The 20,559-nt window shown below is 41.6% G+C and carries 19 protein-coding genes and 1 pseudogene (1 of these 20 running past the window's edge); 3 read left to right on the plus strand and 17 right to left on the minus strand.

Going from position 1 to position 20,559, the window contains the following annotated elements; genetic code table 11:
• Together ACSSWA_RS13270 and dprA are read left to right on the plus strand one after the other, a co-directional pair.
• Window positions 1-272, plus strand: partial view of a EutN/CcmL family microcompartment protein gene (locus ACSSWA_RS13270; protein WP_437357033.1) — the 3' portion only. The gene continues 16 nt to the left of window position 1, outside the view; only the last 272 of its 288 coding nucleotides appear in the window; the start codon falls outside the window, past its left edge; the stop codon is at window positions 270-272.
• Window positions 273-279: 7 nt separating this feature from the next.
• Entirely contained in the window at window positions 280-1,401 is a 1,122-nt protein-coding gene (dprA, locus tag ACSSWA_RS13275) for a DNA-processing protein DprA (protein ID WP_437357034.1), read from the plus strand.
• On the opposite strand, the pseudogene ACSSWA_RS13280 reads toward dprA, so the two are convergent.
• The 6 genes and pseudogenes from ACSSWA_RS13280 to ACSSWA_RS13305 form a co-directional block, all read right to left on the minus strand.
• A pseudogene (locus ACSSWA_RS13280) lies at window positions 1,398-2,692 on the minus strand (replication-associated recombination protein A). The gene dprA and the pseudogene ACSSWA_RS13280 overlap by 4 nt on opposite strands.
• The gene (locus ACSSWA_RS13285; RefSeq protein ID WP_437357035.1) at window positions 2,682-2,975 is read right to left on the minus strand and encodes an FtsB family cell division protein; all 294 of its coding nucleotides are present in this window, start codon (window positions 2,973-2,975) and stop codon (window positions 2,682-2,684) included. Before ACSSWA_RS13285 ends, ACSSWA_RS13280 begins: the two are co-directional and overlap by 11 nt.
• Entirely contained in the window at window positions 2,972-3,976 is a 1,005-nt protein-coding gene (locus tag ACSSWA_RS13290; RefSeq protein ID WP_437357036.1) for a D-alanine--D-alanine ligase family protein, read from the minus strand. The genes ACSSWA_RS13285 and ACSSWA_RS13290 overlap by 4 nt, the downstream gene beginning before the upstream one ends.
• A gap of 78 nt (window positions 3,977-4,054) precedes the next feature.
• Window positions 4,055-5,053 carry a Gfo/Idh/MocA family protein gene (locus ACSSWA_RS13295; protein ID WP_437357037.1) on the minus strand — a complete coding sequence of 333 codons (999 nt, stop codon included), beginning with the start codon at window positions 5,051-5,053 and terminating at the stop codon, window positions 4,055-4,057.
• 1 nt (window position 5,054) lies between these two features.
• On the minus strand, window positions 5,055-6,008 hold the full coding sequence (locus ACSSWA_RS13300; protein WP_437357038.1) for a methylenetetrahydrofolate reductase: 954 nt from the start codon (window positions 6,006-6,008) through the stop codon (window positions 5,055-5,057).
• A gap of 57 nt (window positions 6,009-6,065) precedes the next feature.
• Window positions 6,066-8,531, minus strand: coding sequence for a penicillin acylase family protein (locus ACSSWA_RS13305; RefSeq protein WP_437357039.1), 2,466 nt, complete (start codon window positions 8,529-8,531; stop codon window positions 6,066-6,068).
• A 115-nt stretch (window positions 8,532-8,646) separates the two neighbouring features.
• On the opposite strand from ACSSWA_RS13305, the gene rmuC reads away from it, so the two are divergent.
• Window positions 8,647-9,924 carry a DNA recombination protein RmuC gene (gene rmuC, locus ACSSWA_RS13310; RefSeq protein ID WP_437357040.1) on the plus strand — a complete coding sequence of 426 codons (1,278 nt, stop codon included), beginning with the start codon at window positions 8,647-8,649 and terminating at the stop codon, window positions 9,922-9,924.
• Between the two features lie 56 nt (window positions 9,925-9,980).
• Here rmuC and ACSSWA_RS13315 read toward each other — a convergent pair whose 3' ends face one another.
• From ACSSWA_RS13315 to ACSSWA_RS13365, 11 genes are all read right to left on the minus strand, one after another.
• Entirely contained in the window at window positions 9,981-10,646 is a 666-nt protein-coding gene (locus ACSSWA_RS13315) for a rhodanese-like domain-containing protein (RefSeq protein ID WP_437357041.1), read from the minus strand.
• Window positions 10,643-11,245, minus strand: a complete 603-nt coding sequence (locus ACSSWA_RS13320; RefSeq protein ID WP_437357042.1) for a YeeE/YedE thiosulfate transporter family protein — start codon at window positions 11,243-11,245, stop codon at window positions 10,643-10,645. The genes ACSSWA_RS13315 and ACSSWA_RS13320 overlap by 4 nt, the downstream gene beginning before the upstream one ends.
• A complete protein-coding gene (locus ACSSWA_RS13325) occupies window positions 11,242-11,814 on the minus strand; it encodes a YeeE/YedE thiosulfate transporter family protein (RefSeq protein ID WP_437357043.1) in 573 nt (190 codons plus the stop codon). The genes ACSSWA_RS13320 and ACSSWA_RS13325 overlap by 4 nt, the downstream gene beginning before the upstream one ends.
• Before the next feature lie 23 nt (window positions 11,815-11,837).
• Complete coding sequence (nrfD, locus tag ACSSWA_RS13330) at window positions 11,838-12,785, minus strand: NrfD/PsrC family molybdoenzyme membrane anchor subunit (protein ID WP_437357044.1); 948 nt, start codon at window positions 12,783-12,785, stop codon at window positions 11,838-11,840.
• Window positions 12,786-12,792: 7 nt separating this feature from the next.
• The gene (locus ACSSWA_RS13335) at window positions 12,793-13,332 is read right to left on the minus strand and encodes a 4Fe-4S dicluster domain-containing protein (protein WP_437357045.1); all 540 of its coding nucleotides are present in this window, start codon (window positions 13,330-13,332) and stop codon (window positions 12,793-12,795) included.
• Between the two features lies 1 nt (window position 13,333).
• Window positions 13,334-15,532 carry a molybdopterin-containing oxidoreductase family protein gene (locus ACSSWA_RS13340; RefSeq protein ID WP_437357046.1) on the minus strand — a complete coding sequence of 733 codons (2,199 nt, stop codon included), beginning with the start codon at window positions 15,530-15,532 and terminating at the stop codon, window positions 13,334-13,336.
• A gap of 2 nt (window positions 15,533-15,534) precedes the next feature.
• Window positions 15,535-15,975 (minus strand): MerR family transcriptional regulator, encoded by a 441-nt coding sequence (locus ACSSWA_RS13345; protein ID WP_437357047.1) that lies wholly within the window; start codon window positions 15,973-15,975, stop codon window positions 15,535-15,537.
• A gap of 231 nt (window positions 15,976-16,206) precedes the next feature.
• Entirely contained in the window at window positions 16,207-18,891 is a 2,685-nt protein-coding gene (locus ACSSWA_RS13350; RefSeq protein WP_437357048.1) for a hypothetical protein, read from the minus strand.
• Entirely contained in the window at window positions 18,884-19,267 is a 384-nt protein-coding gene (locus tag ACSSWA_RS13355; protein WP_437357049.1) for a ubiquinol-cytochrome c reductase iron-sulfur subunit, read from the minus strand. Before ACSSWA_RS13355 ends, ACSSWA_RS13350 begins: the two co-directional genes overlap by 8 nt.
• Window positions 19,268-19,283: 16 nt before the next feature.
• Window positions 19,284-19,889 (minus strand): molybdenum cofactor guanylyltransferase, encoded by a 606-nt coding sequence (gene mobA / locus ACSSWA_RS13360; RefSeq protein WP_437357050.1) that lies wholly within the window; start codon window positions 19,887-19,889, stop codon window positions 19,284-19,286.
• Between the two features lie 47 nt (window positions 19,890-19,936).
• Complete coding sequence (locus tag ACSSWA_RS13365; protein ID WP_437357051.1) at window positions 19,937-20,503, minus strand: hypothetical protein; 567 nt, start codon at window positions 20,501-20,503, stop codon at window positions 19,937-19,939.
• Window positions 20,504-20,559 lie beyond the last annotated feature (56 nt).

The following is a 20,559-nucleotide window of genomic DNA, read 5'->3' on the forward strand; positions in this document are numbered from 1 at the left end:
TTGTAGGCAATGTTGTTTCTACTGTTAAAAATAAATATCTTAAAGGCCACAAGTTACTTCTCGTCAATGAAATAAGTCCGGAAGGAATCCAAACCGGGAAAAAAGATATTTTAGCTCTTGATTTAGTCGATTCGGGAATCGGGGACAAAGTTTTGGTAGTAAGGGAAGGCGATGCTGTTCAACAGATTTTAGGTCATAATAAAGCGCCTGTCAACACAATGATTATTGCAGTTGTAGATAATATCGATATTGCGGAGGAAACAATTAAATAAAAATAGATTGCAAGACGATAAATTCAATAATTTAGTTTCCCTAAAAACCCTCCTTTCAATCGAAGGAATTGGTCCTTATAAAATCTTCACGCTTCTTAACAAATTCAAATCTTTTCGGAATATCTTGTCCGCCGGGAAATCCGAACTGATGCACACCGACGGGGTATCAAAAAAGTTAGCGGAAAGAATAGCAAATGCATCTAAAAAAGTAGATTCAGTAGAATCGAAAGTAAATTCCGAGCTTAACTTACTGCGTAAATTAAATTGCAAAGTTATAACATACTGGGATGAAGAATATCCTGAATTACTGCGAAACATCTATTACCCGCCTCTTATTTTATATTTAGCCGGTAATATTGAAAAATGCGACCAAACAGGCGTGGCTATAGTAGGCACCCGAAAACCAACGAATTACGGAATACAGCAGGCTGAAAAGTTCGCTTCCGAATTGTCTAAAAAGGGTATAACCGTAATTAGCGGGTTAGCCCGGGGCGTCGATTCATACGCTCACAGTTCCGCGCTGAACAGCAATGGCAGAACCATTGCCGTAATTGGCAGCGGAATTGACGTAATATATCCGCCGGAAAACGCGCGACTGTTCAAAAAGATTTCCGAACAAGGGGCGGTAGTTTCCGAGTTCGAACCCGGCACCAAGCCGGACGCACAAAATTTCCCGAGGCGCAATCGAATTATCTCCGGATTGAGCCTCGGCGTTTTAATCATAGAAACGAAGCAGAACGGGGGCGCAATGCAAACCGCGGCTTATGCGCTCGATCAAAATCGTGAAATATTTGCCCTGCCTGGAAACGTAAATTCTCCTCAGTCCGAAGGTCCAAATCTCCTTATTCAAAAAGGGGAAGCGAAGTTAGTATTAACAGCAGAAGATATAATAGAGGAATTAGGAGTCAAACTGGGTCACGAAAAAAAGACCGAAAAAAGAACCCGGCAAATTGCCCTTTCCTTGTTCGAAGAAAAAATACTGGAAGCGCTTGGCAACGAAGCTCTACACATAGATATTATTGCAGATAAAACTTCGATGAACACATCCGAGTGCCTGGTTCACCTTTTGTCGCTGGAATTCAAAGGATTGATCAAACAATTACCGGGGAAAATATTCATGAGCGTTTAGTATTTTTTCAGCTTTTTCCAGATCGACTTCAGTCGTTCTTTCAAATTTTTTTCCAGACCGTTTTCCGTCGGACGATAATACTGCTTGCCTTTCATCTCCTCGGGCAGATAATTTTCTTCGACAAAATGAGCCGGGAAATCATGCGGGTATTTATATTCTTTTCCGTAACCGAGATTTTTCATCAATTTAGTCGGCGCGTTTCTCAAATGGAACGGGACGGGATAGAGAGGTAAATTTTTTACGTCCCTTTGAGCTTCCTGAATAGCCAAATAAGCGGCGTTGCTTTTTGGAGCGGATGCCAAATAAGTGGCGCATTGCGAAAGTATAATCCTTGCTTCGGGCATTCCGATCTTATGACATGCTTCGAACGCAGCTTCCGCCAAAATCAACGCATTAGGCATTGCGTTGCCTATATCCTCGGCTGCAAGAATCACCATTCTTCTGGCAATAAAAACGGGTCTTCGCCCCCTTCGAGCATTCGCGCCAGCCAGTACACCGCAGCGTCGGGGTCCGAACCGCGAATGCTTTTAATGAATGCCGATATTAAATTGTAATGTTCCTCGCCCGATTTATCGTATATAATATTTTTCTTTTGAAGAACATTTTCTATAAGCGATTTTGTCACTATTATTTCTTCATTATCGATTTCATGCAGAACCGCAGCTTCCAGAATGTTCAGCATCATACGGGCGTCGCCGCCGGATGCAATAATCAAATAGTCGGGATTTTCTATCCGGATTTTTAAAGACGACAAGAATTCATCTTTTTCGACCGCCCTGTAAAGAATTTTAATTAAATCTTCTTTACTTAATTCGTTTAATACGAAAATCCTCAAACGCGATCTCAAAGGCGGTATAATTTCGAACGACGGATTTTCGGTGGTTGCCCCGATTAATGTAATCTCGCCTTTTTCCACAGACGAAAGCAAGGCGTCCTGCTGGGATTTATTGTATCTGTGAATTTCGTCAATAAACAATAAGGTGTTTCTATTATATAGAAAATTCTCTTTTGCCTTTTCGATTACCAGACGCAGGTCTTTGACTCCGGAAGAGACAGCGTTGAGCTGGAAGAATTCCGAATTAGTAGCTTCCGCCAGTATTACCGCCAGGGTGGTTTTTCCCGTGCCGGGAGGTCCCCATAAAATCAACGATCCCGGAATTTTATTTTCAATCATAACTCTTATCGGTTTATTTTTACCAACAAGATGTTCCTGACCGATAAACTCATCCAGGCTTTTGGGACGTATTCTTTCCGGGAGCGGTATTCTCGGTATCTCCTTTTTATTTATCATCTTCTTCTATTAATATTTCCTGTTCGTATGGTTTGTACATATGGTATTTTTCGCGGGCTACTTTTTCAATTGTTCTGAGGCTGTATTTTAAAGAATCAATTTCTTTCTGTAAATCATACAAGGTTTTTTCGGCGTTATGGATTTTATTGTCCAGATCGTTAATCTCGCCTCTTAATTTCATGTATTTTACGATTCCGTTTTCATTGAACAGCAAATAAATAAACGCCGATAGAAAAAGGAAAAAAAGAAGAAAATTTATAAGCTTACTTTTATACTTGTTCATTTTAACGCTGATTTAACGATTCTGTCGATCAATTCTTCGAACGAAATTCCTACTGCGTTTGCCATTTTGGGAAATAAACTTGTGGATGTCATGCCGGGTAAGGTATTGACTTCGAGACAATAAGATTTATAGTCGGCTGTCAATCTGAAATCGATTCTTGCATATTGTCTGCAGCCGACCGAATTGTACGCAAGAAGCGCTTGCGACTGTATGTGCCGCGCTACGTTATCGGGAATTTCAGCCGGCACGATATAATCGCTTTTACCGGAAGTATATTTCGATTCGTAGTCATAAAATCCGGAACGCGGAATTATTTCAAGTACGGGCAACGCTCTGTTTTCAAGAACGCCGACGGTAATTTCTCTGCCCGGTATAAATTCTTCTATTAATACATTCTCCGAATAATCGAAAGCCTTTTCGATAGCTTCGTCCAGCGCATTCTGTTCACGGCAAATAGAAATTCCGACGGTTGAGCCCTCGTCGTTGGGTTTTATAACGCACGGGAATCCGAAAAACTTTTCTATTTTCTTTTTAATTAAATCCCGATCGTTCCCTTCGCGGGATACGATAAACCATCTCGGAGTTTTGACATCGTAATGTTGAAACATAATTTTGGTCATGAACTTATTCATCGCCAGCGAACTAGATAAGACGCCCGAGCCGGTATACTTCAGATTCCGCATTTCGAGCAAAGACTGGATACGACCGTCTTCGCCCCATTTGCCGTGCAATGCGAGAAAAACCACATCGACATCGTCAAACATCGTTGAATTAATAATATCAATATAATTTCTCGAAGAAACAGGCGCTATGTCTTCTGTTCCGAATAACAAGTTCACATCTTCCGGTTGAGACAAGCCGTATGCAGGATCTAATGCCATTACGTCATAATTCAGATTCTTCAAAGCGGTAAAGATCGATTTTCCCGTTGCTTTTGAAACTTTTCTTTCGGACGACACGCCGCCCACCAGCAGGGCTACTTTTATTTCGGAATTCCGCATAAGATCATTCCCGTTGATAACATAGATGAAATATTGTTTTCAAAAAAATTATTAAAATCGGATGACTGACAAACTAAATCAGCTTTCAATCATTTCGATCAAACGAATATTATTCAAACCGTCTTCTCCGCTTACGACCGGATTCTTATTCTGTAAAAATGATTTTTGCACCGACCTGATTACAAAAGCAATTTTGTTGAATTTTTTTCTAAAAACCATTTTAGTTTCGCCTTTCAGGTCGATTGTAATTTTTGTTATAAAATTTCGTTTGTCGATTTTGCTTTCGATATTAATCGAACCGTTTAGTCCTACGATATCAAGGCGAATAAACGGTTTCTTTGTATCGTACGATACATTAAACAAACCGTAACCGCCGTTAATAAATTTAATAATAGCGGCGGCAAAGTCGTCGACTTCGCTCTTGTAAATAACGTTATCCATGAAACCTTTCACTTCGGATACTTCGCCGCCGAAATAGCGCATTAAATCGATAACAATAGCTCCGGTATCCCTCAGCACTCCACCTCCGCTCAATTCTTTTTTAAATCTGAAATTATCGGCGGGAGGCATATCGATATGATACGAAGCGTTTATTACGACCAATTTGCCCAAAATATTTTTGTCTATTAATTCCTTTACCTTTATTATCAACGGATGAAAACGATGAATATGGTTTATTGCAAACTGAACATTATTTTCTTTACAAATTCTTACCATTTCTTCGGCTTGCGCCGAATTCAGAGCAATTGGTCTTTCGCAAAATACATGCTTGCCTGCTTTAGCCGCTTCGATTACCTGATAATAATGGTCGTTATTCTTGCTCGAAATATAGACCGCGTCGATATCGGAATTTAAGAATGCCTGATAATCGTCATAAAAATTCGGCGCACCGAATCTGGATGCAATCTCGTGAGCGCGATTCCGATCATGGCTGTAAACCGAGACAAGCCGGCTTCGTTTTACTAATTGAAGAGAGGGTAAAAAGACATTTTCCAGAAAAGAGCCGCAGCCGGCGACGCCCCACTTCAGTTTACGGGGCAAAGGCACTTTCAGGTTAATATTTTTCGGCGCAGCCATTTCAGTACCCTAATTTTTTCATAAGCAATTTTATCGGCTGGGAATTTTGCATTATGTAGAAATGAATGGCGGGCACATTGTTGTTTAGTAATTCTTCGACCTGTTTGTAAGCCCAGTTGATACCGATTTCCAAAGCGTGCTCGGGCTTTGCTGCTTCAAGTTCGTCCGCCAACTCGGCTGGTATATCAATATAAAAGTTTTTCGGCAATGTATGAGCGTGTTTCTTAGATGTAATTATTTTCAAACCCGGAATAATCGGGACGTCTATACCTTCCCGGCGGCATAGTTTTACATAGTCGAAATAATATTTATTGTCGTAGAACATTTGCGTAACGATATAAGATGCGCCGGCGTCAATTTTTGCTTTTGTGTATTTAATGTCCGAAATGAGATTCGGCGCTTCGTAATGTTTTTCGGGATACCCGCTCGTTCCGATGCAAAAGTCCATCGGCTCAGCGTCGAGCAATCCTTCTTCGAGATATTTACCTTTGTTCAGATCGCTGATTTGTTTAATCAATTCGACGGCGTATTCATTAACGCTTCGCCCGAATTTCAGCGGTTTTCTGAAGCCGTTGTCGTCGCCTCTGATAGCCAATACATTATCGATCTGGAGATAGTGGAGCTCAATTAAAAAGTCCTCGGTTTCTTCTTTGGTAAATCCCGTGCAGAGTACGTGAGGCACTGCGTCGATATTATATTTATTTTGAATAAGAGCGCAGAGCCCCAGAGTGCCCGGTCTTTTTCTTTTTACTTTCATTTTAATATCGCCGCCGGGAGTTTCCTCGTAAACGACTTCCGCGGGGTGACTTGTAATATCGATAAAAGGCGGGTTGTATTTAACAATATCGTCGAGCACATTTAACAGTTCTTTTATATCCCCGCCTCTTTTGGGAGGAATTATTTCAAAGCTGATCAATGTGTCGTTTGATTTTTCCAGATGTTCAATTACTTTCATTTTTTCCCGATTAATTTGTTCTAACAAATTTACAATTTTTCATATTAATTATATAAGCTAATTTACTTTCGCCGCTTCCATAACTAACTTATGCGCCGATTTTTCTTCAAACTCATTTTCATTTAAAGGCACAACGCGATATTTGCCATTAAGCCACATTTCCGTCATGTCTCTGTAGTGAGGACTGATAAAATTGCCCGATTGTCCTGTGGGCATAATAAATTTAATATAGCCGGGGTTCGCAAAATCGTATATATATCTCATCGACGGTCCCAATATAATTTCAAAAGGATTCTCGTGATTCATATACTCTGTTTGTCCGTCGTCGAACAAAGTTACAAAAGAATATTCCGTGTTAAAGACAGTAGTGCCGTCTCCTCCTATTGGGAACGGTCCGATGTCAATTAATTTATCTGCAAGTGACGAAATTCCATGAAACATATGCTTGAACGTAACGCTGTGAATTTTCCCCCATTGCCAATCAACCGGGTCTGTACCGTAATTTGTTTCGAGGTAGCTCAAAGCGTCAACGAGACTTTTCCTTAGTATATCGTTTTTATTTTCTAATCGGGGCGTGGTAACGTCGTCAAACAAAAAATTGTTCTCTTCCCCGAGCAATTCGTAAATTTTCCTGTACGGCACATTGGCAAGAATTACATACTCTTTAATTAAATCGGGTCCTAATTCGTCTTCAAATGTATTTTTAATAAGAAAAAAAAGAAAAGCGGAATAGATAGAAGGAGTTTGACTGCCCGCGCTCATTTTATAATCCCAGTTTTCAAGCAGTTCCAGAGCAAGCGCTAGGTTTGCGTCTTTAATTTTTACGTTTTCAAAAGCTTTCAATAAATTCTCTGTGACAAACTTTGCGTAAGGCGAAACAAAATCCGTTTGATAGTTTCTAAAATCATCCGGCGTGTGAAGCTTCTTTGAATTCAAAAGCTGCGTTATTCGTTCAATGCGCGACGACGGTTCCCAGATATTCGATATATGATAAGGAAAATTTCTTACGGTTTTATTATTTGCCGACGCAATGAATCCGTTTTCGGGATTAAAAAGTTTAGGCATTAAATCGTAAGAGACATAACCCTTCCAGTCATTATCCGTTGTTCTGCCGTCGTAAATTAACGTGGGACTCGCGTTTTTGCGTACGGGCAACAAAGCGGCGCAGACGTAACCGATATTGCCTTCTTTATCTGCATAGATAAAATTTTGTCCCGGCACATTAAAATATTTTAACGCTGCGGAAAATTCCCGCCAGTTATTCGCTCTGTTGATTAAAATGGAAGAAAGCATTTCGTTCGTAAAATCGTTTCCTGTCCATCTCATGCTTATTTGTAAATTTTCCGATTTCTTATTCATTAAACGATACGGATGAATGCCGGAAATTATCGGTCCGCGATGCGTTTGTCTTATTACGAATTTATGATAGCCTTTGTTTTTGATATAAATCGAATCCGTAACTACCTCCAGGTTCTTCCATTGACCGTCTACAAGATAACGATTGTTAATTGTGTCAATTTGTTCGATATAAAAATCGGCGTCGTCAGCCATCACGTTAGTCATCGCCCAGGCAATATTCCGATTTTTTCCGATAACGACCGACGGGAGCCCGGGTAGCGTAAATCCCTCTGCGTTCCATTCCTTCGACCTTATTAATGCGAAATACCATTTACCGGGCGCTGAAAATGCCAGATGCGGGTCGTTGGCAATAATCGGCTTGCCCGCAGACGACCTGTTTCCCGAGACTACCCAGCTGTTCGAACCGATGTGCGTGCCGTTAAATCCTATAAATTTTCTGAATTCCCTGTCGGTTTTAATCAAGTCGAGCGGGACTTCCGCGAAGCGCTTGAATCTGTCGTCGATAATCAAAGGCGCATTTTCGGGATAACCGGGCAAAAGCTCGGCAGTTTTTTCTTTCCCGATTTTCTGAATTATATGAGCAAACGCCACATCCGACCACCAGCTCAAGTTCAATTCCCAGGCCATCATCCTGGCAATAATCAGGCTATGCTCAGGTTTCCATTTATACGGTTCGTATCCGAGCAAACCGAATTCAATCGGGTATCTCCCCTTTGCCTCGTCGATAAATTTATTTACTCCGTTTGAATAAGCAATCAATATTTTTCCGGTAATCGAATCGATTCGCTTATAAGATTCCGAAGCCGTTCTGGCTATGCCAACCGTGCGAAACATCAAATCGAAAGGAGCTGTTTTATCGCCGAATATTTCGCTGAGTTTACCTTCACCTGCTCTGCGGGCGATATCCATCTGAAAAAGTCTATCCTGCGCGTGCAGATATCCGAGCACGTATGCGGCGTCTTCCTGGCTTTTGGCAATTATCATCGGCACTGCCATCGAGTCCCTGTAAACTATCACGTCGGAGTCTATTTTGTTGTTCGTCACCGCCCCGTCATATTGAGGCAAAGTTCTCTTGATCATTATATAAGATACAAGAGACATAACGAGCAATAAAAGGATTACAAATATTGTCCAACCGATTAAATGTTTTTTCCACTTTTTCATCAGTGCGCCTCAGAATAACATTCCAAAATTAAAAAAATATTGAGTCTGATATCATCATAATTTAATATTAACAACAATTTTTTATATTGCGCATGATAAAACAACGGAAAGAAGAATGAGCGAAATAATTTTAATACTGTCCGGCGTTACAGTCGTAATCTTATTCATATTGATATTAAAAAAATTATCGGGAGAAAAAGACAAGCCGATTAAAGATGATCTCGACCGAATCGACAGGTCATTCAGAGACGAGATAGCGCGCAACAGGGACGAAGTGTCAAAAAGCCTCAGGATGCAACGCGAAGAGATAAGCGCGTCCATTAAAAGTTTCAGCAGGGATTTATCCGAAAGATTATTTGAGATTGCCAAGATGCAAAAAGATCAGCTCGATATTTTTGCTAAACAGCTGTCGCAGCTTACGCAAACGAACGAGCAAAAATTCGATACTTTGCAATCAAAAGTGGAAGACAAACTGAAAGAGATAATACAGAACAACGAAAAGAAACTCGAAGAGATGCGAATTACGGTCGACGAAAAATTACAAAGCACGCTCGAAAAAAGACTGAGCGAATCATTCAAACTCGTAAGCGAACGACTGGAGCAAGTCTATAAAGGACTGGGGGACATGCAGGAATTAGCCAGAGGCGTGGGCGACCTGAAAAACGTTCTTACCAATATTAAAACCAGAGGAACGTGGGGAGAAATTCAATTAGAAAATTTAATTGACCAAATACTGACTAGAGAACAATACGAAAAAAACGTATCCACAAAAAAAGGCAGCAACGAAAAGGTAGAATTCGCAATCAAATTACCGGGCAGAGACAATACTAAGGAAGAGACCGTATGGCTTCCGATCGACGCAAAATTCCCCATAGAAGATTATCAAAGGCTGCTGGAAGCGCAGGAAGCGGCGGATATCGAAGGCGTTAACGACGCTTCGAAGAAAATAGAGAATACGATTAAAAGCGAAGCTAAAAAGATTGCGGACAAGTATCTCGATCCGCCCCACACTACCGATTTTGCAATTATGTTCTTGCCTATCGAAGGACTTTACGCAGAAGTCTTGAGAAGACCCGGACTTGCAGAAAATCTTCAGCGGGAATTCAGGGTTACAATTGCAGGACCCACAACTCTCACGGCGCTGCTGAACAGTTTACAGATGGGATTCAGAACGCTGGCAATTGAAAAGCGTTCGAGCGAGGTCTGGAAAATTTTAGGCGCGGTAAAAACCGAATTCGGAAAATTCGGTACGGTTCTGGAAGCTACGCAGAAGAAACTGCAGGAAGCTTCGAACAAAATCGAGGAAGCGGCGCGATCGTCGAGAAAAATTGAACGCAAATTGAGAGACGTACAGGAATTGCCGTCCGACGAAGGTTTAAAATTATTGGAATAAAAAGAATCCCGCATTCAGGCGGGATTCTCAATTTTATTAATTAGCCGCGCTCAGAATCAGCAGCCTTCTCTTTTCTTACCTTTTGATTTATTCATATTAACGGTCGGAAGAGAAAGTTTTGGAGACGATTTTTGACTTTCAGGACGCTCGACCGACACTACTCCGTTTTCGCCCGAGGCTATTCTCGGTTCGCCGCCAAAATAAAAACTGACCTGTTTCATTTTCTCGAACTCTGTTTTTTCCGCTTCCGAGGCGTCTGCTTTCAACGTAGGATAAAGAACATCGGTCTGCCAGCCTTTCATACCGCCTTTCAGAATATAAACGTTTTTGTATCCGGCGCTTTTCAGTAAGAACCACGCTTCTGCCGTTAGAATATCGTCGTCTCCGTATATTAGTATTTTATCGTTTTTCATCAAGCCGGCTTCCAATACCGATTCGGAGGATACATTCATTGCTCCGGGAATATGGTATTCGTCGTATTTATTTTCTTCTCTGACGTCGAGAACGATAAAATCAACTTTCCCTTTGATTATCCAGTCGGCGAGTTCAACCGGTCGAATAATATTTTTTTCGTTTCTGAGTTCGAGCGAAATTTCTTTAGCATTTATTTTCAAATGTCTGTTATCCGAAGGACTGCCGATAATCAATGCAAAGAAACCGAGAGCGAATGCCAGAACCGCAAGTTTCCGTGTAGTCGAAATTTTGTTCAACAGAGATTTCATTCTAATTCTCTCCCTGATTTTATTTTCATTATTTTTTCCGTCCATTCAGCGAGAAGAAAAGCGCCAAGCGCAATAACTACAACCAGAAATACGACCATACCGTGCGAAAGCCCCAGGAAATCGGGCAATGTAACTCTACCCATTGCAGTAGAATAATAAAAGTCGGTTATATACGGGAATATTTCGCCGAAAATAAAGATACCGAAGAACATGCCGAGGAAATAAATCATACCGTCGATTCTGCCCGTCGATGAAGAAACTACAGAAGTTCCCGGGCAATAACCTCCGATAACGAAACCGATTCCGAGCAATAGACCTCCGATTAATTGAGGCATTAAATAAGTGTCGGAAATATAGACCAATGATAAATCGAGCCAGCCTATCCATGCCAGATAAAACAGTCCGAGCATAGCCGTAACAATTGCGGTAAACATAACTTTCAGAACGCGCATATTATAAAAATAAAATTGAGCCGCAAGGATTCTGGCATTTCCGAATCCGCCCCGCTCAAGAGCGAATCCGAATCCGATTCCGATGACAAATGCAACTACCAGACTGAAATCGAAGCCGAAATAATCGAATTTATAGAAGGGCATCATAACCATTGCCTCCTTACAAAGTATGCGGTTAAATATCCGCCGGCAAATACCGCCAGCATAAAGACCCAGCTGCCGAGACTCAGCAGAGCGCCTCCGGTCAATGCCTGTCCGCTCGTGCATCCGCGCGCCAATTTAGCTCCGAAACCCATAATTGCTCCGCCTGTAAAAGCATAAATCAATCTCGTCCTGTTGCTAACGTTCGGACCTTTTTCGATAGTTTTTTTAACGCGGTGCGCCAGAGTGCCCGACAAAAATCCGCCGATTGCCACGCCTATAACTTCGAACAGCAGCCAATCTTTGAGCGGGTTAGTTGTTCCGTCGCCCAAATAATTCTTATAAAATTCATTGTGAGAAGCATGCTCGGGAGCCGCTTTCGAAACCCCGACCGCTACAAGCGTCGAAGCTGCGCCCGAAGCGCCAAGTCCTCTCCCCATAATAACAAAAGCCGCCAGAAGCACCAACCCCAATCCGAAACCGACCAGATAAGGATTCGAGTACGGTTTTGACGTAAAAGTTTTTTCATCGGCTTTTACTCTGCTTTCCGCAGATATTCCGGTTACCGTTTCCATTTAATTTCTCCTTTTGCTAAATCTCACTTAAAGTGCGCATTTAAATAATGACTGTATTGACCCGCATAAACTATAATGAATCGTAGAATTAGTCCGCCTATAATCACCAGCACAGGCGCCACAGGCGTATGTTTTATTTTATGATTGACAGCCATCAATTGTATGATAAGCGGTACTACAATTCCGATACCGATAACGAAGACCCAGAATGCTGGAGCGTAAATTCCGTTGATTAGCAATTTTGCAGCTTCAATATGAACGCCCGACGAAGTAGACAATCCGATAAGCATTAACGCAAAAACAAACAATTCAATCGTAAGAAAGCCGTTGTCGGCTTTTGCCAGCAGTTCTCTTTCATAAACATTCTTTGCAATCATATGGACAAACGCCGCGGCTGTGGAAAGTCCCGACACAAGAAACAGAACGGACAATATCGAAGTATTCCAAAGCGGACGCGAACCCATAGTACTCAACAATACGCCGGTATAAATTCCAAGCATACCGCCGAGAAGCATATTTGCCACGCCGATATTTTGTATTAAACGCTGCCGGGAATTAATATAGGTTGTAACTTTATTGATCGCGGGAAACTTATCGACGATTAATTTGGGCGGACCCATCAACAGATTTGCGATTATTACAGGGTATACCAATATTAAAATCCAGGCGCCCCACGACATCGGCGACGTAATTCTGAATGTGGTATAAAGCCTCCAAACGTACAACTTATGCTCCAAATCGAGAAAGAGAGCAAACATTCCGAGACTCAGAAGAATCAGACTGATTAAAGGCAATGTGTAACATGCGCAATTTGTTTCTTTGTATCTTTTGCTGAACAAAAAATAACCCGATATTATCATCATTCCTGCGACAAGACCGCCGAGGAAGAGATATACGGGAATTTCCCATCCCCATACGTGCGTATACGGGTCAATTTGAAAATTATGTCGAGTGGTTGTCAATTCCTGCATAATCTCCTCAGATTAAATAAAAAATACGAGGTTTCGTACCCGCTTCCGGTAAAAGAGTATGATATTTTCTGGAAGCGAGTAATTTACTTACTTCGCTTTCGGGATCGTCCAAATCGCCGAAATGCATACAATGCGTAGGACAAACGGAAACGCATGCAGGGTCTTCTCCTTTTTCGACTCTGTGTATGCAAAAAGTGCATTTATCGGCGTATCCTTCAGGATGAATAAAACGCGCGTCGTAAGGACATGCAGCCACACATGCTTTGCAACCGATACACATATCGTGATCGACGAGCACTACATTGCCTACATCGTGAACGTGGCTCGCGCCTGTGGGACAGCAAGAGACGCACGGCGTATTGTCGCAGTGATTGCATCGCTGCGACTGAATTTCGAGATGGACATCCGGAAATTTACCGGTAGTTACCTGAACAATCCAATCCCTGTTGTATCCTTCGGGCACGTTATTTTCCGTTTTACATGCAACAACGCAGTCCATACAACCAACGCATTTTTTTGTATCGATTACCATCGCATATCGAGCCATATTAAACCTCCGTCACAAAAGTTACATAATTGACATTCATACCGGTTCCGCCCATTAGGGGGTCGGTTTTATAGCGCGTAATAAGTTCCGAATCGCTGGCTCCTTTCATGAACGCTCTTTTGAGCATTCTGGAATTATGCCCGAAACCGTGCACCATATAAACCGAGTCCGGTCTTATACGCTCTGTGGCTTTTACTTTTATTTTATTGCTCAGAACTCCGTCCTGATTTTTAAGACGAATATATTGACCGCTTTTCAAGCCCCATCTGTTTGCCACGTCGTTGTTAATCCAGATTTCATTTTCTTCCATCATATCCATCAAAATCGGATTCGATTGAGTTCTGGAGAACGAGTGAACAGGAGCTCTTCCGAACAATAAACGGTAGTATCCAGGCGGCGGGTCTTCAGGTTTTTCGAATTTTGGAACCGGATCGAATCCGGCTTGCTGCAATTGAACCGAATAAAATTCTACTTTTCCCGAAGGGGTATAGAATTCCGGCTCTATTCCGTCTTCTACGTAAATCGGTTGTCCCGGCGCGGTAACCACGCCTTCCTTCTTCAGCAAGTCGAGGCTAAGCCCGGCTTTTTTGAGTCGGTAGTCGAGATATTCTTCAATATTCTTCCACGGATAATATTCTTTAAGGCCCAATTTTTCAGCCAATCTTTTTGCAATCCACCAGTTCGGTTTTTGATCGGCGGGCGGATCGACAACGGGCTGTCGCAGCGAAACAAAAGGCTCTCTGAACGGAGCCGTATTTAATTCGTCGTATCTTTCGAGGTAAACCGATTCGGGCAATACAACATCTGCCCAACCTGCTATTTCGCTCGGAATTACATCCACAACGACAAGAAGGTCAAGATTTTGAATAGCTTTAATCGTTTCTTCCTGATTGGGCAAAGCCTGAATCAAATTCGTCGCATAGATAAACCATCCTTTAATCGGATAAGGTTTGCCCGTAATAGTCGCTTCGCGAATGCCCGTTGTAATTTCTTCGGAAGCGAAAGGATATTTATGCCCTGGATTGTCAAGTTTATCTTTTTCGGGTTTCGGATAAGGAGGATAAGGATAAGCGGGCACCGGGAATTTGGCGGGGAAATAAAATCCGCCTTTTCTGCCCCAGTTGCCGAGCAAAGCGTTCAATAAAGCTACCGCTCTCATTCGTTGAGCGTCGTTTCCGTACCAGGTTGTATGGCGTCCGGGATGAACCAGCGACGCAGGTTTGTACAATGCCATTGTCCTGGCTGTTTTTCTGATTAGTTCGGGCTCAATTCCCGTCTCCGGATAAGCCCATTCGGGGGTATATTGTTTAATTTCTTCTTTGAACTGCTCAAAACCGAAACCGTACTTATCGACAAATTCTTTGTCGTATAAATTTTCCGAAACTATTACATTCATCCACGCCAGCAAAAGAGCAGTATCCGTTCCCGGTTTAATCGGTAAGTAATATTTGGCTTTCGAGGCAGCCACTGAAAATCGCGGGTCAACCACAATAATAGTCGCGTCTTTTTCAACGGCTTTTGCAAATTCCTGAGCCTGAGTGTTGTGCATATTCTCGCCCAGGTGAGAACCGATCAGGGTAAGGCATTGAGCGTTTTCAATGTCTGTTTTTTCCGGCGAGCCGATGATATCGCCGAACGTGAGTTCGAAACCGACGTCGCGAGGACCCCGGCATTGAGCAAACGAAGGAGCTCCGAAATTAATCGCTCCGTATGCTTTCAAAGTATGTTTAAAAAATGTGCCGCCGATTCCGTGAGAAAACATTGCAACGGATTCGGGTCCGTATTTTTCTTTGATGTTTTTCATTTTGGAAGCGATATAATCGAGCGCTTCGTCCCACGTTACTTCTTTCCATTTTTCTTCGCCTCGTTCGCGGGTTCTGATCAAAGGAGCGCGCAGTCTGTCCTGATCGTAATGAGCGCCTATTCCGCCTGTGCCTCTGGGACATAATCTGCCTTTGCTCAACGGGTCTTTGGGATTGCCTTCGATTTTCCAGAGTTTGCCGTCTTTGACGTATGCAATAGCGGCGCACTTCCAGAAACAGATATCGCAATAAGTCGGAATTTTTTTAATGCCTTTAACTTCTTTTTGGTTAACTTTAGCCGCTCCTTTAACGACGGGGCTCAATGCGCTTGCAGCCGCCGCTGCTCCTACGCTGAAACCCGTTATCTTTAGAAAGCGTCTTCTTGAAATCGAATTCATATTTACCTCGATATCGATTTGATCAATTCTTTTATTTCGCCGCACTGTGTATATTTATTGTAAACTTCGCAGTTCCGGCACTCCTTTTCGGCGCATACTGTGCCGGGATGTTTAAAACTCCAGCACGGTTCTCCGTGTGATTTATACGATTTGCAGTTATTTCGGTCTTCTTCTGAGCAGTTAATTATTTCCCAGCACGGAATTAAGGAATAAATGCTTTTGATGCCGTTTATACTTATCTTCGAATCGTTTATAGCTCTTCGGATACACTCGATTCTTTCGATATCGGCTTTTGAAAAAAGACGCTGATTCGATTCCTTTTTATAAGGAATAATTAACCCTTCCCTTTCGTACATTCTCAGAGTGTGGACCGATACGCCGAGAATTTTGGCGGCTGTTCCAATCGGAAATATCGGTTCTTGCCTGTCTATCCGGTCAATCATTTTACCTCTTTTTCTATGCTATATTTATAAATATCAATTATTCTGCCATTTGGAAAATGAGCTTTAATTAGATTTTTAGATATAGTTTTTGCCGTTGTTAAGAATTTTCGATATTAAAGTATTTTATCTTTGAGAAATAACAGATTTATACTCCTTTTATTCTATTTAAAAGGCAATAAGAATTGGATAACGGCTAATTTTGAAAGGATAATTTTTATAAAAAAAAGCGATTCAATTGGGTATTATACATTTAGGCGAGAGTTTATTCAGCAGCGCGTCAAAATTTTCAAGAGATTTTTTCATAATTTGAGAATCGGAGGGATGGCAGGTCAAACACGCGCCCACGCGTAAGATTTTCTTTTGCTCTTCAAGATTGAACGGACGATAATTTTTCCTTGTGGAAACACGGGGCTTCGGACCGGTCAAAAAATCGATCCAGGCATCCCGGGGCAAGTTATCATAAACCGACCGGGAATAATAAGGAGTAAACAACCAATCGCCGGATTTATCGAGGATTAACTTTCCCCTTCCGTAACCGATAGCCAACGGATTATTATGACACGATTGGCAACTTCTGGACTCTTTTCGGATTGTATGAGAAAACGCCGGCGCATACAGTCGTTTGAAAATAATTTCATCGCTATGAGAACTGTTGTCCCTGTCGATGCTGATAATCATTCCAGGAACGAAGGTTGTTATTTTTCTTCCGGATTCCGATTCCGCTACGCCCAGCGCCGGAGGCTCTGAAAGGTACTCTCCCGCATGTTCAATCCACTCTCCTTCCGTTATTTTCTTTTCGAGGTGGTCGTATGCCGCAGAAGCTTTGTCAAATTCAGTATGACATCCGATGCATTGTGTAGCCCAGGATGTATGGCAAGTTTGACAATCGAGGTCTTTATGCGCTATATCGTTTGCGCATTGTTTCAACGGCGGACGAGCTTCCGCGATTTTGCCGCTCGATTTTTTTATCAACATTATTTTCCCGTCTTCTTCAAAAACATTTGTAATCGGTAAATTGTTTTTGTTTGTAAGGAGATATTTTTTAGCAGCGTCAAAATTTCTCAGTTCCGAAATCTTGCGGGATTCGTAATCGAATTCGTCAACCTTTATCGTTTTCCGCTCATTGCTGTTGTGGCAATCCGCGCACTGAATTACAGTTTGCTGTTCTTTGTGAGTATAATTTTTGCCGTCTCCCATAATTTCCGACGAGAGATGACAATCGATACAAAGCATTCCTTTTTCGAAATGAACGTCGGGAGTCATTCTTTTGAATATCCTGCCGTCTTTAAGTCTGCGCATATCCGTGTCATAGATTAACGTTGTATCGTTGACTTCCGCCCAGCCTTCATAGTTGGTTGATATTCTGCCCGATCTTGAGTGACACCCGAAACAGCTATAGTTGTTATCGGGAAGTTGTAACGAAGGATGAAATTTATGGACGTGTCCTTCCTTATTTTTATTATAACGGATCAATTCATCGTAAGCTTGCGGCGAATAATCAAGGTGGCATGCAAGACACCCGCCTCCTCTCGACTCTTCGTTTATTTCGCCAAATTCGGTTTTCTCGTTGCCAAGATGACAGGAAGCGCATAAATTCCGCAAATGTTTTTCAGCCGGGGAAAAACCGATTTCGGAAATTCGACCGAGTGAATCCGGCGACTCCAATTCACCGAATACAAACTTGTTCACGCTTATCATTCCGCTCAATGTCGTCATTATCGAATTATTAACGCGAGGCACAATGTCGGGATGACATTGCGCAGAACCGCATGAATATTGAGCGTTCGAAAGATTGCCCGGAATAAGGATCATATTTTCGTGCGCGTCTTTCTTGTTCAATGTAAAAGGATTTCCCCGATGGCATGAATAACAGCCGAGCGCGCTTATATCGTGAGAAACGCTAAACCCTTTCATATCCGAATGACACGCCATACAACCTTCGTACCTTTCGCCGGCTTTGACGAGTTGTTTATCGACGGCGTCATCAACGGAAAACAATTCTTTCAATGAAACTGAATTATTGTACCCTACGGCATATTCGTTTTCTAATCCTATTCCGAAATTCCAGTTCTCTCCTCTGAAATAAAAACCGATTATCGATAGAACAATATAAACCGCGAACAGAAAAGCCAGAGTTTTCTTTAATAAAAGGTTAGTTCCCTTTCCTGCAAAACGCAGCATGTAAATTACTACAAGCAGCGACACAATAAGCAATAAGAATACTTCAGGCCAATTCATCCAATGAAGGAATTCCTGAACGCCCACCAGGTACCACGGACCTTTAACTACTGGATTAAAACCGTCGTGTATTGTCGGCGGCAAAATAATTCCGACAATCAATACTGTTAGCGCGCCGAAGAATATAGCTTTGGACTGAGGCCAATAACTTTTAACATGCTCTATTATGAATAACAGAATAAATATCGTGGCGGTTGCGGCGTGATGTATATAGAGCAACTGAAGGTTGTCGAACTTTCCCATAAACAGATAAGAAATACTGCCGCCGATAAACGGTATTTTATTCAGAAGGTTATTGAATATACTGTGAGCCTGAAGACTGTCGGCGTCGGCTTTGAGTATAAAACCGCTCAGCATCAAATAAATTATCAGGAGTATGCTAACGGTCAGACGCAGCCATAGATTCTTCGATACTCTGTATTCTGTTGACAATCTCAAATGATCCCAGAAGTGGAGTACCGTAAAAACAAGGAAGAACTGAGAACTCCAGTAATGCAAACTTCTCACAAAATTAAAGCGCGTCAGCAATAATATTTGACTCATCGATTCATACGGATTTCGCACGTCATAAGGGATAGCCAGCAGTATGCCGCTTACGACGGCAATCAAAAACATGCCGAATGCAAGTTGCCCTAATGTAATTCCCCAAATTCTCAAATATTGTTTTTGCTCAGACATAGACGTAAAGGTTTTTCGACTTTTTATCCGTATGGATAACGAGTTTATTCAATGATTTTACGGCAGGTCCTTTAATCGCCTCGCCGTTAATATTATATTCCGAGCCGTGACAATTGCAAACAATTTTATTACCTGTATTTCTGTTCAATAAACATCCCAGATGCGTACACCTTGCTTCAAAAGCGACGAGAGTTTTACTTTGTTTGACAACGATAACATTACCGATAAAATTAAAACCCTCGTTCAAATTTTCGGGAATAATTATTTTTTCGCCTGCGCTTTTTTTCTTTTTATCTTCCGCCGTAAAAACGCCAAGGAGTATAAGAAAGAAGCCGAAGATTTTATTCGCGGTTTCAAAAAATTTTCTTCTGGTCATTTTAGCCCCGTAAAAATCAAAACAAATTTTCGCGCACGAAATCGAAATCCGCTGCCGTCTTTATTTCGAAGAGCAGATCCCGGAAATAAAATTTTTCGTAACGGATATCGATAATATCCGCGGCAATCCTGTTAATAAAATTTTCAAAGTGAAAAACAAACTCTTTTTTTCCTTGATATAATTTCATGGCTTTGATGTTATCTTCTATAATTAGATTCAACAAAGGTAAAACGGATTTGGAAAAAATGCCCGCTTGATAACAAATTTTATTTCCGGAAGAGACCAACAGATTGCCCCGTTTCGATTTCATGAATTCGACAAAACCGTCTGTAATAAAAGGAAGCAGGCAAGTAGTAAGAAAAATTCGGGGAGCGTCGATTTGATTCAAAGCTGAATAAACCGCGGAGACCATTCCGAGTCCTTCGGCTTTGTTTTCAATTGTGGGACTAAAACCATATTTTTCGGACAAAGCTCCGGGAGCTATAACATAGACTTTTTCGAAATGCGCTTCGAGGATTGCACGGATTTTTTCCAGCAAAGTAATTTCGTCTATTTTGAGATTAGCCGAATTTAAATGCAGCTCTTCATCCGGTATAAATATAACGGCATTTTCAATATTCATAACAGCCTGACGACAAAATGCGTATCATTTGACCAATGCCCGCCGCATTAAATATGATGCCAGATAATTTCGTCTTTATTAAAATCGTTATCGTCGAAAGCGCCGTGCATCAGGATTTTTTTAATTTCTTCTTTGCTCATGCTTGCCGTTTCTTCCAGCTGTTCGAACAGTTCCCCGATATAACCGCGGATGATATAAAAATTCCCCAGATCGAAAAAGTTATTTAATATCGTAACGTATTCCATTATCCGGGAAAAATCGATTCCGCCCTCCTCGTCGTCGAAACCGAAAAGTTCTTTCTTCCATGCAATGAAGCTCCAGAAAACTTTTTTTGTAATGTAAAGAGCATAATTTACTTCGGTAAGAGGGAAGCCTTCCTTGAATCTTTCGGCGCCCACATTTTCGAAATATTTCTCCGCTTTGTCGTTTGACGCTCCCGTCTGAAGCCATTCGATTAAATTTTCGAATACCCTTTCTTCACGCGCTATTACTTCCTTTTCCGAAAGTCTGCGATAGTTTTTCATTAATTCGGTTTTCTTTATCTGTTCGTAATAGGCATGAGAGATCTGGTGAAGATTATTCCTGATAAATTCGATGATATGTGTAAAATCCATTTTCCCCTCCTAATATTTGCCTCAATATAATTGTTTTAATTTAGGAGGTCAATATA

Origin of the sequence: Melioribacter sp. Ez-97 (genome assembly GCF_051488665.1) — a bacterium.
In the GTDB taxonomy this organism is placed as follows: domain Bacteria; phylum Bacteroidota; class Ignavibacteria; order Ignavibacteriales; family Melioribacteraceae; genus Melioribacter.

Bases quoted from the DNA above. Each gene is read 5' to 3' on its own strand.
- ACSSWA_RS13295 (WP_437357037.1), bottom strand. From the start codon at position 5,053: ATGGCTGCGCCGAAAAATATTAACCTGAAAGTGCCTTTGCCCCGTAAA.
- ACSSWA_RS13325 (WP_437357043.1), bottom strand. From the start codon at position 11,814: ATGGAAACGGTAACCGGAATATCTGCGGAAAGCAGAGTAAAAGCCGAT.
- nrfD (WP_437357044.1), bottom strand. From the start codon at position 12,785: ATGCAGGAATTGACAACCACTCGACATAATTTTCAAATTGACCCGTAT.
- ACSSWA_RS13320 (WP_437357042.1), bottom strand. From the start codon at position 11,245: ATGATGCCCTTCTATAAATTCGATTATTTCGGCTTCGATTTCAGTCTG.
- ACSSWA_RS13305 (WP_437357039.1), bottom strand. From the start codon at position 8,531: ATGAAAAAGTGGAAAAAACATTTAATCGGTTGGACAATATTTGTAATC.
- ACSSWA_RS13365 (WP_437357051.1), bottom strand. From the start codon at position 20,503: ATGGATTTTACACATATCATCGAATTTATCAGGAATAATCTTCACCAG.
- rmuC (WP_437357040.1), top strand. From the start codon at position 8,647: ATGAGCGAAATAATTTTAATACTGTCCGGCGTTACAGTCGTAATCTTA.
- ACSSWA_RS13300 (WP_437357038.1), bottom strand. From the start codon at position 6,008: ATGAAAGTAATTGAACATCTGGAAAAATCAAACGACACATTGATCAGC.
- ACSSWA_RS13345 (WP_437357047.1), bottom strand. From the start codon at position 15,975: ATGATTGACCGGATAGACAGGCAAGAACCGATATTTCCGATTGGAACA.
- ACSSWA_RS13355 (WP_437357049.1), bottom strand. From the start codon at position 19,267: ATGACCAGAAGAAAATTTTTTGAAACCGCGAATAAAATCTTCGGCTTC.
- ACSSWA_RS13315 (WP_437357041.1), bottom strand. From the start codon at position 10,646: ATGAAATCTCTGTTGAACAAAATTTCGACTACACGGAAACTTGCGGTT.
- ACSSWA_RS13285 (WP_437357035.1), bottom strand. From the start codon at position 2,975: ATGAACAAGTATAAAAGTAAGCTTATAAATTTTCTTCTTTTTTTCCTT.
- mobA (WP_437357050.1), bottom strand. From the start codon at position 19,889: ATGAATATTGAAAATGCCGTTATATTTATACCGGATGAAGAGCTGCAT.
- ACSSWA_RS13290 (WP_437357036.1), bottom strand. From the start codon at position 3,976: ATGCGGAATTCCGAAATAAAAGTAGCCCTGCTGGTGGGCGGCGTGTCG.
- ACSSWA_RS13335 (WP_437357045.1), bottom strand. From the start codon at position 13,332: ATGGCTCGATATGCGATGGTAATCGATACAAAAAAATGCGTTGGTTGT.
- ACSSWA_RS13340 (WP_437357046.1), bottom strand. From the start codon at position 15,532: ATGAATTCGATTTCAAGAAGACGCTTTCTAAAGATAACGGGTTTCAGC.
- ACSSWA_RS13350 (WP_437357048.1), bottom strand. From the start codon at position 18,891: ATGTCTGAGCAAAAACAATATTTGAGAATTTGGGGAATTACATTAGGG.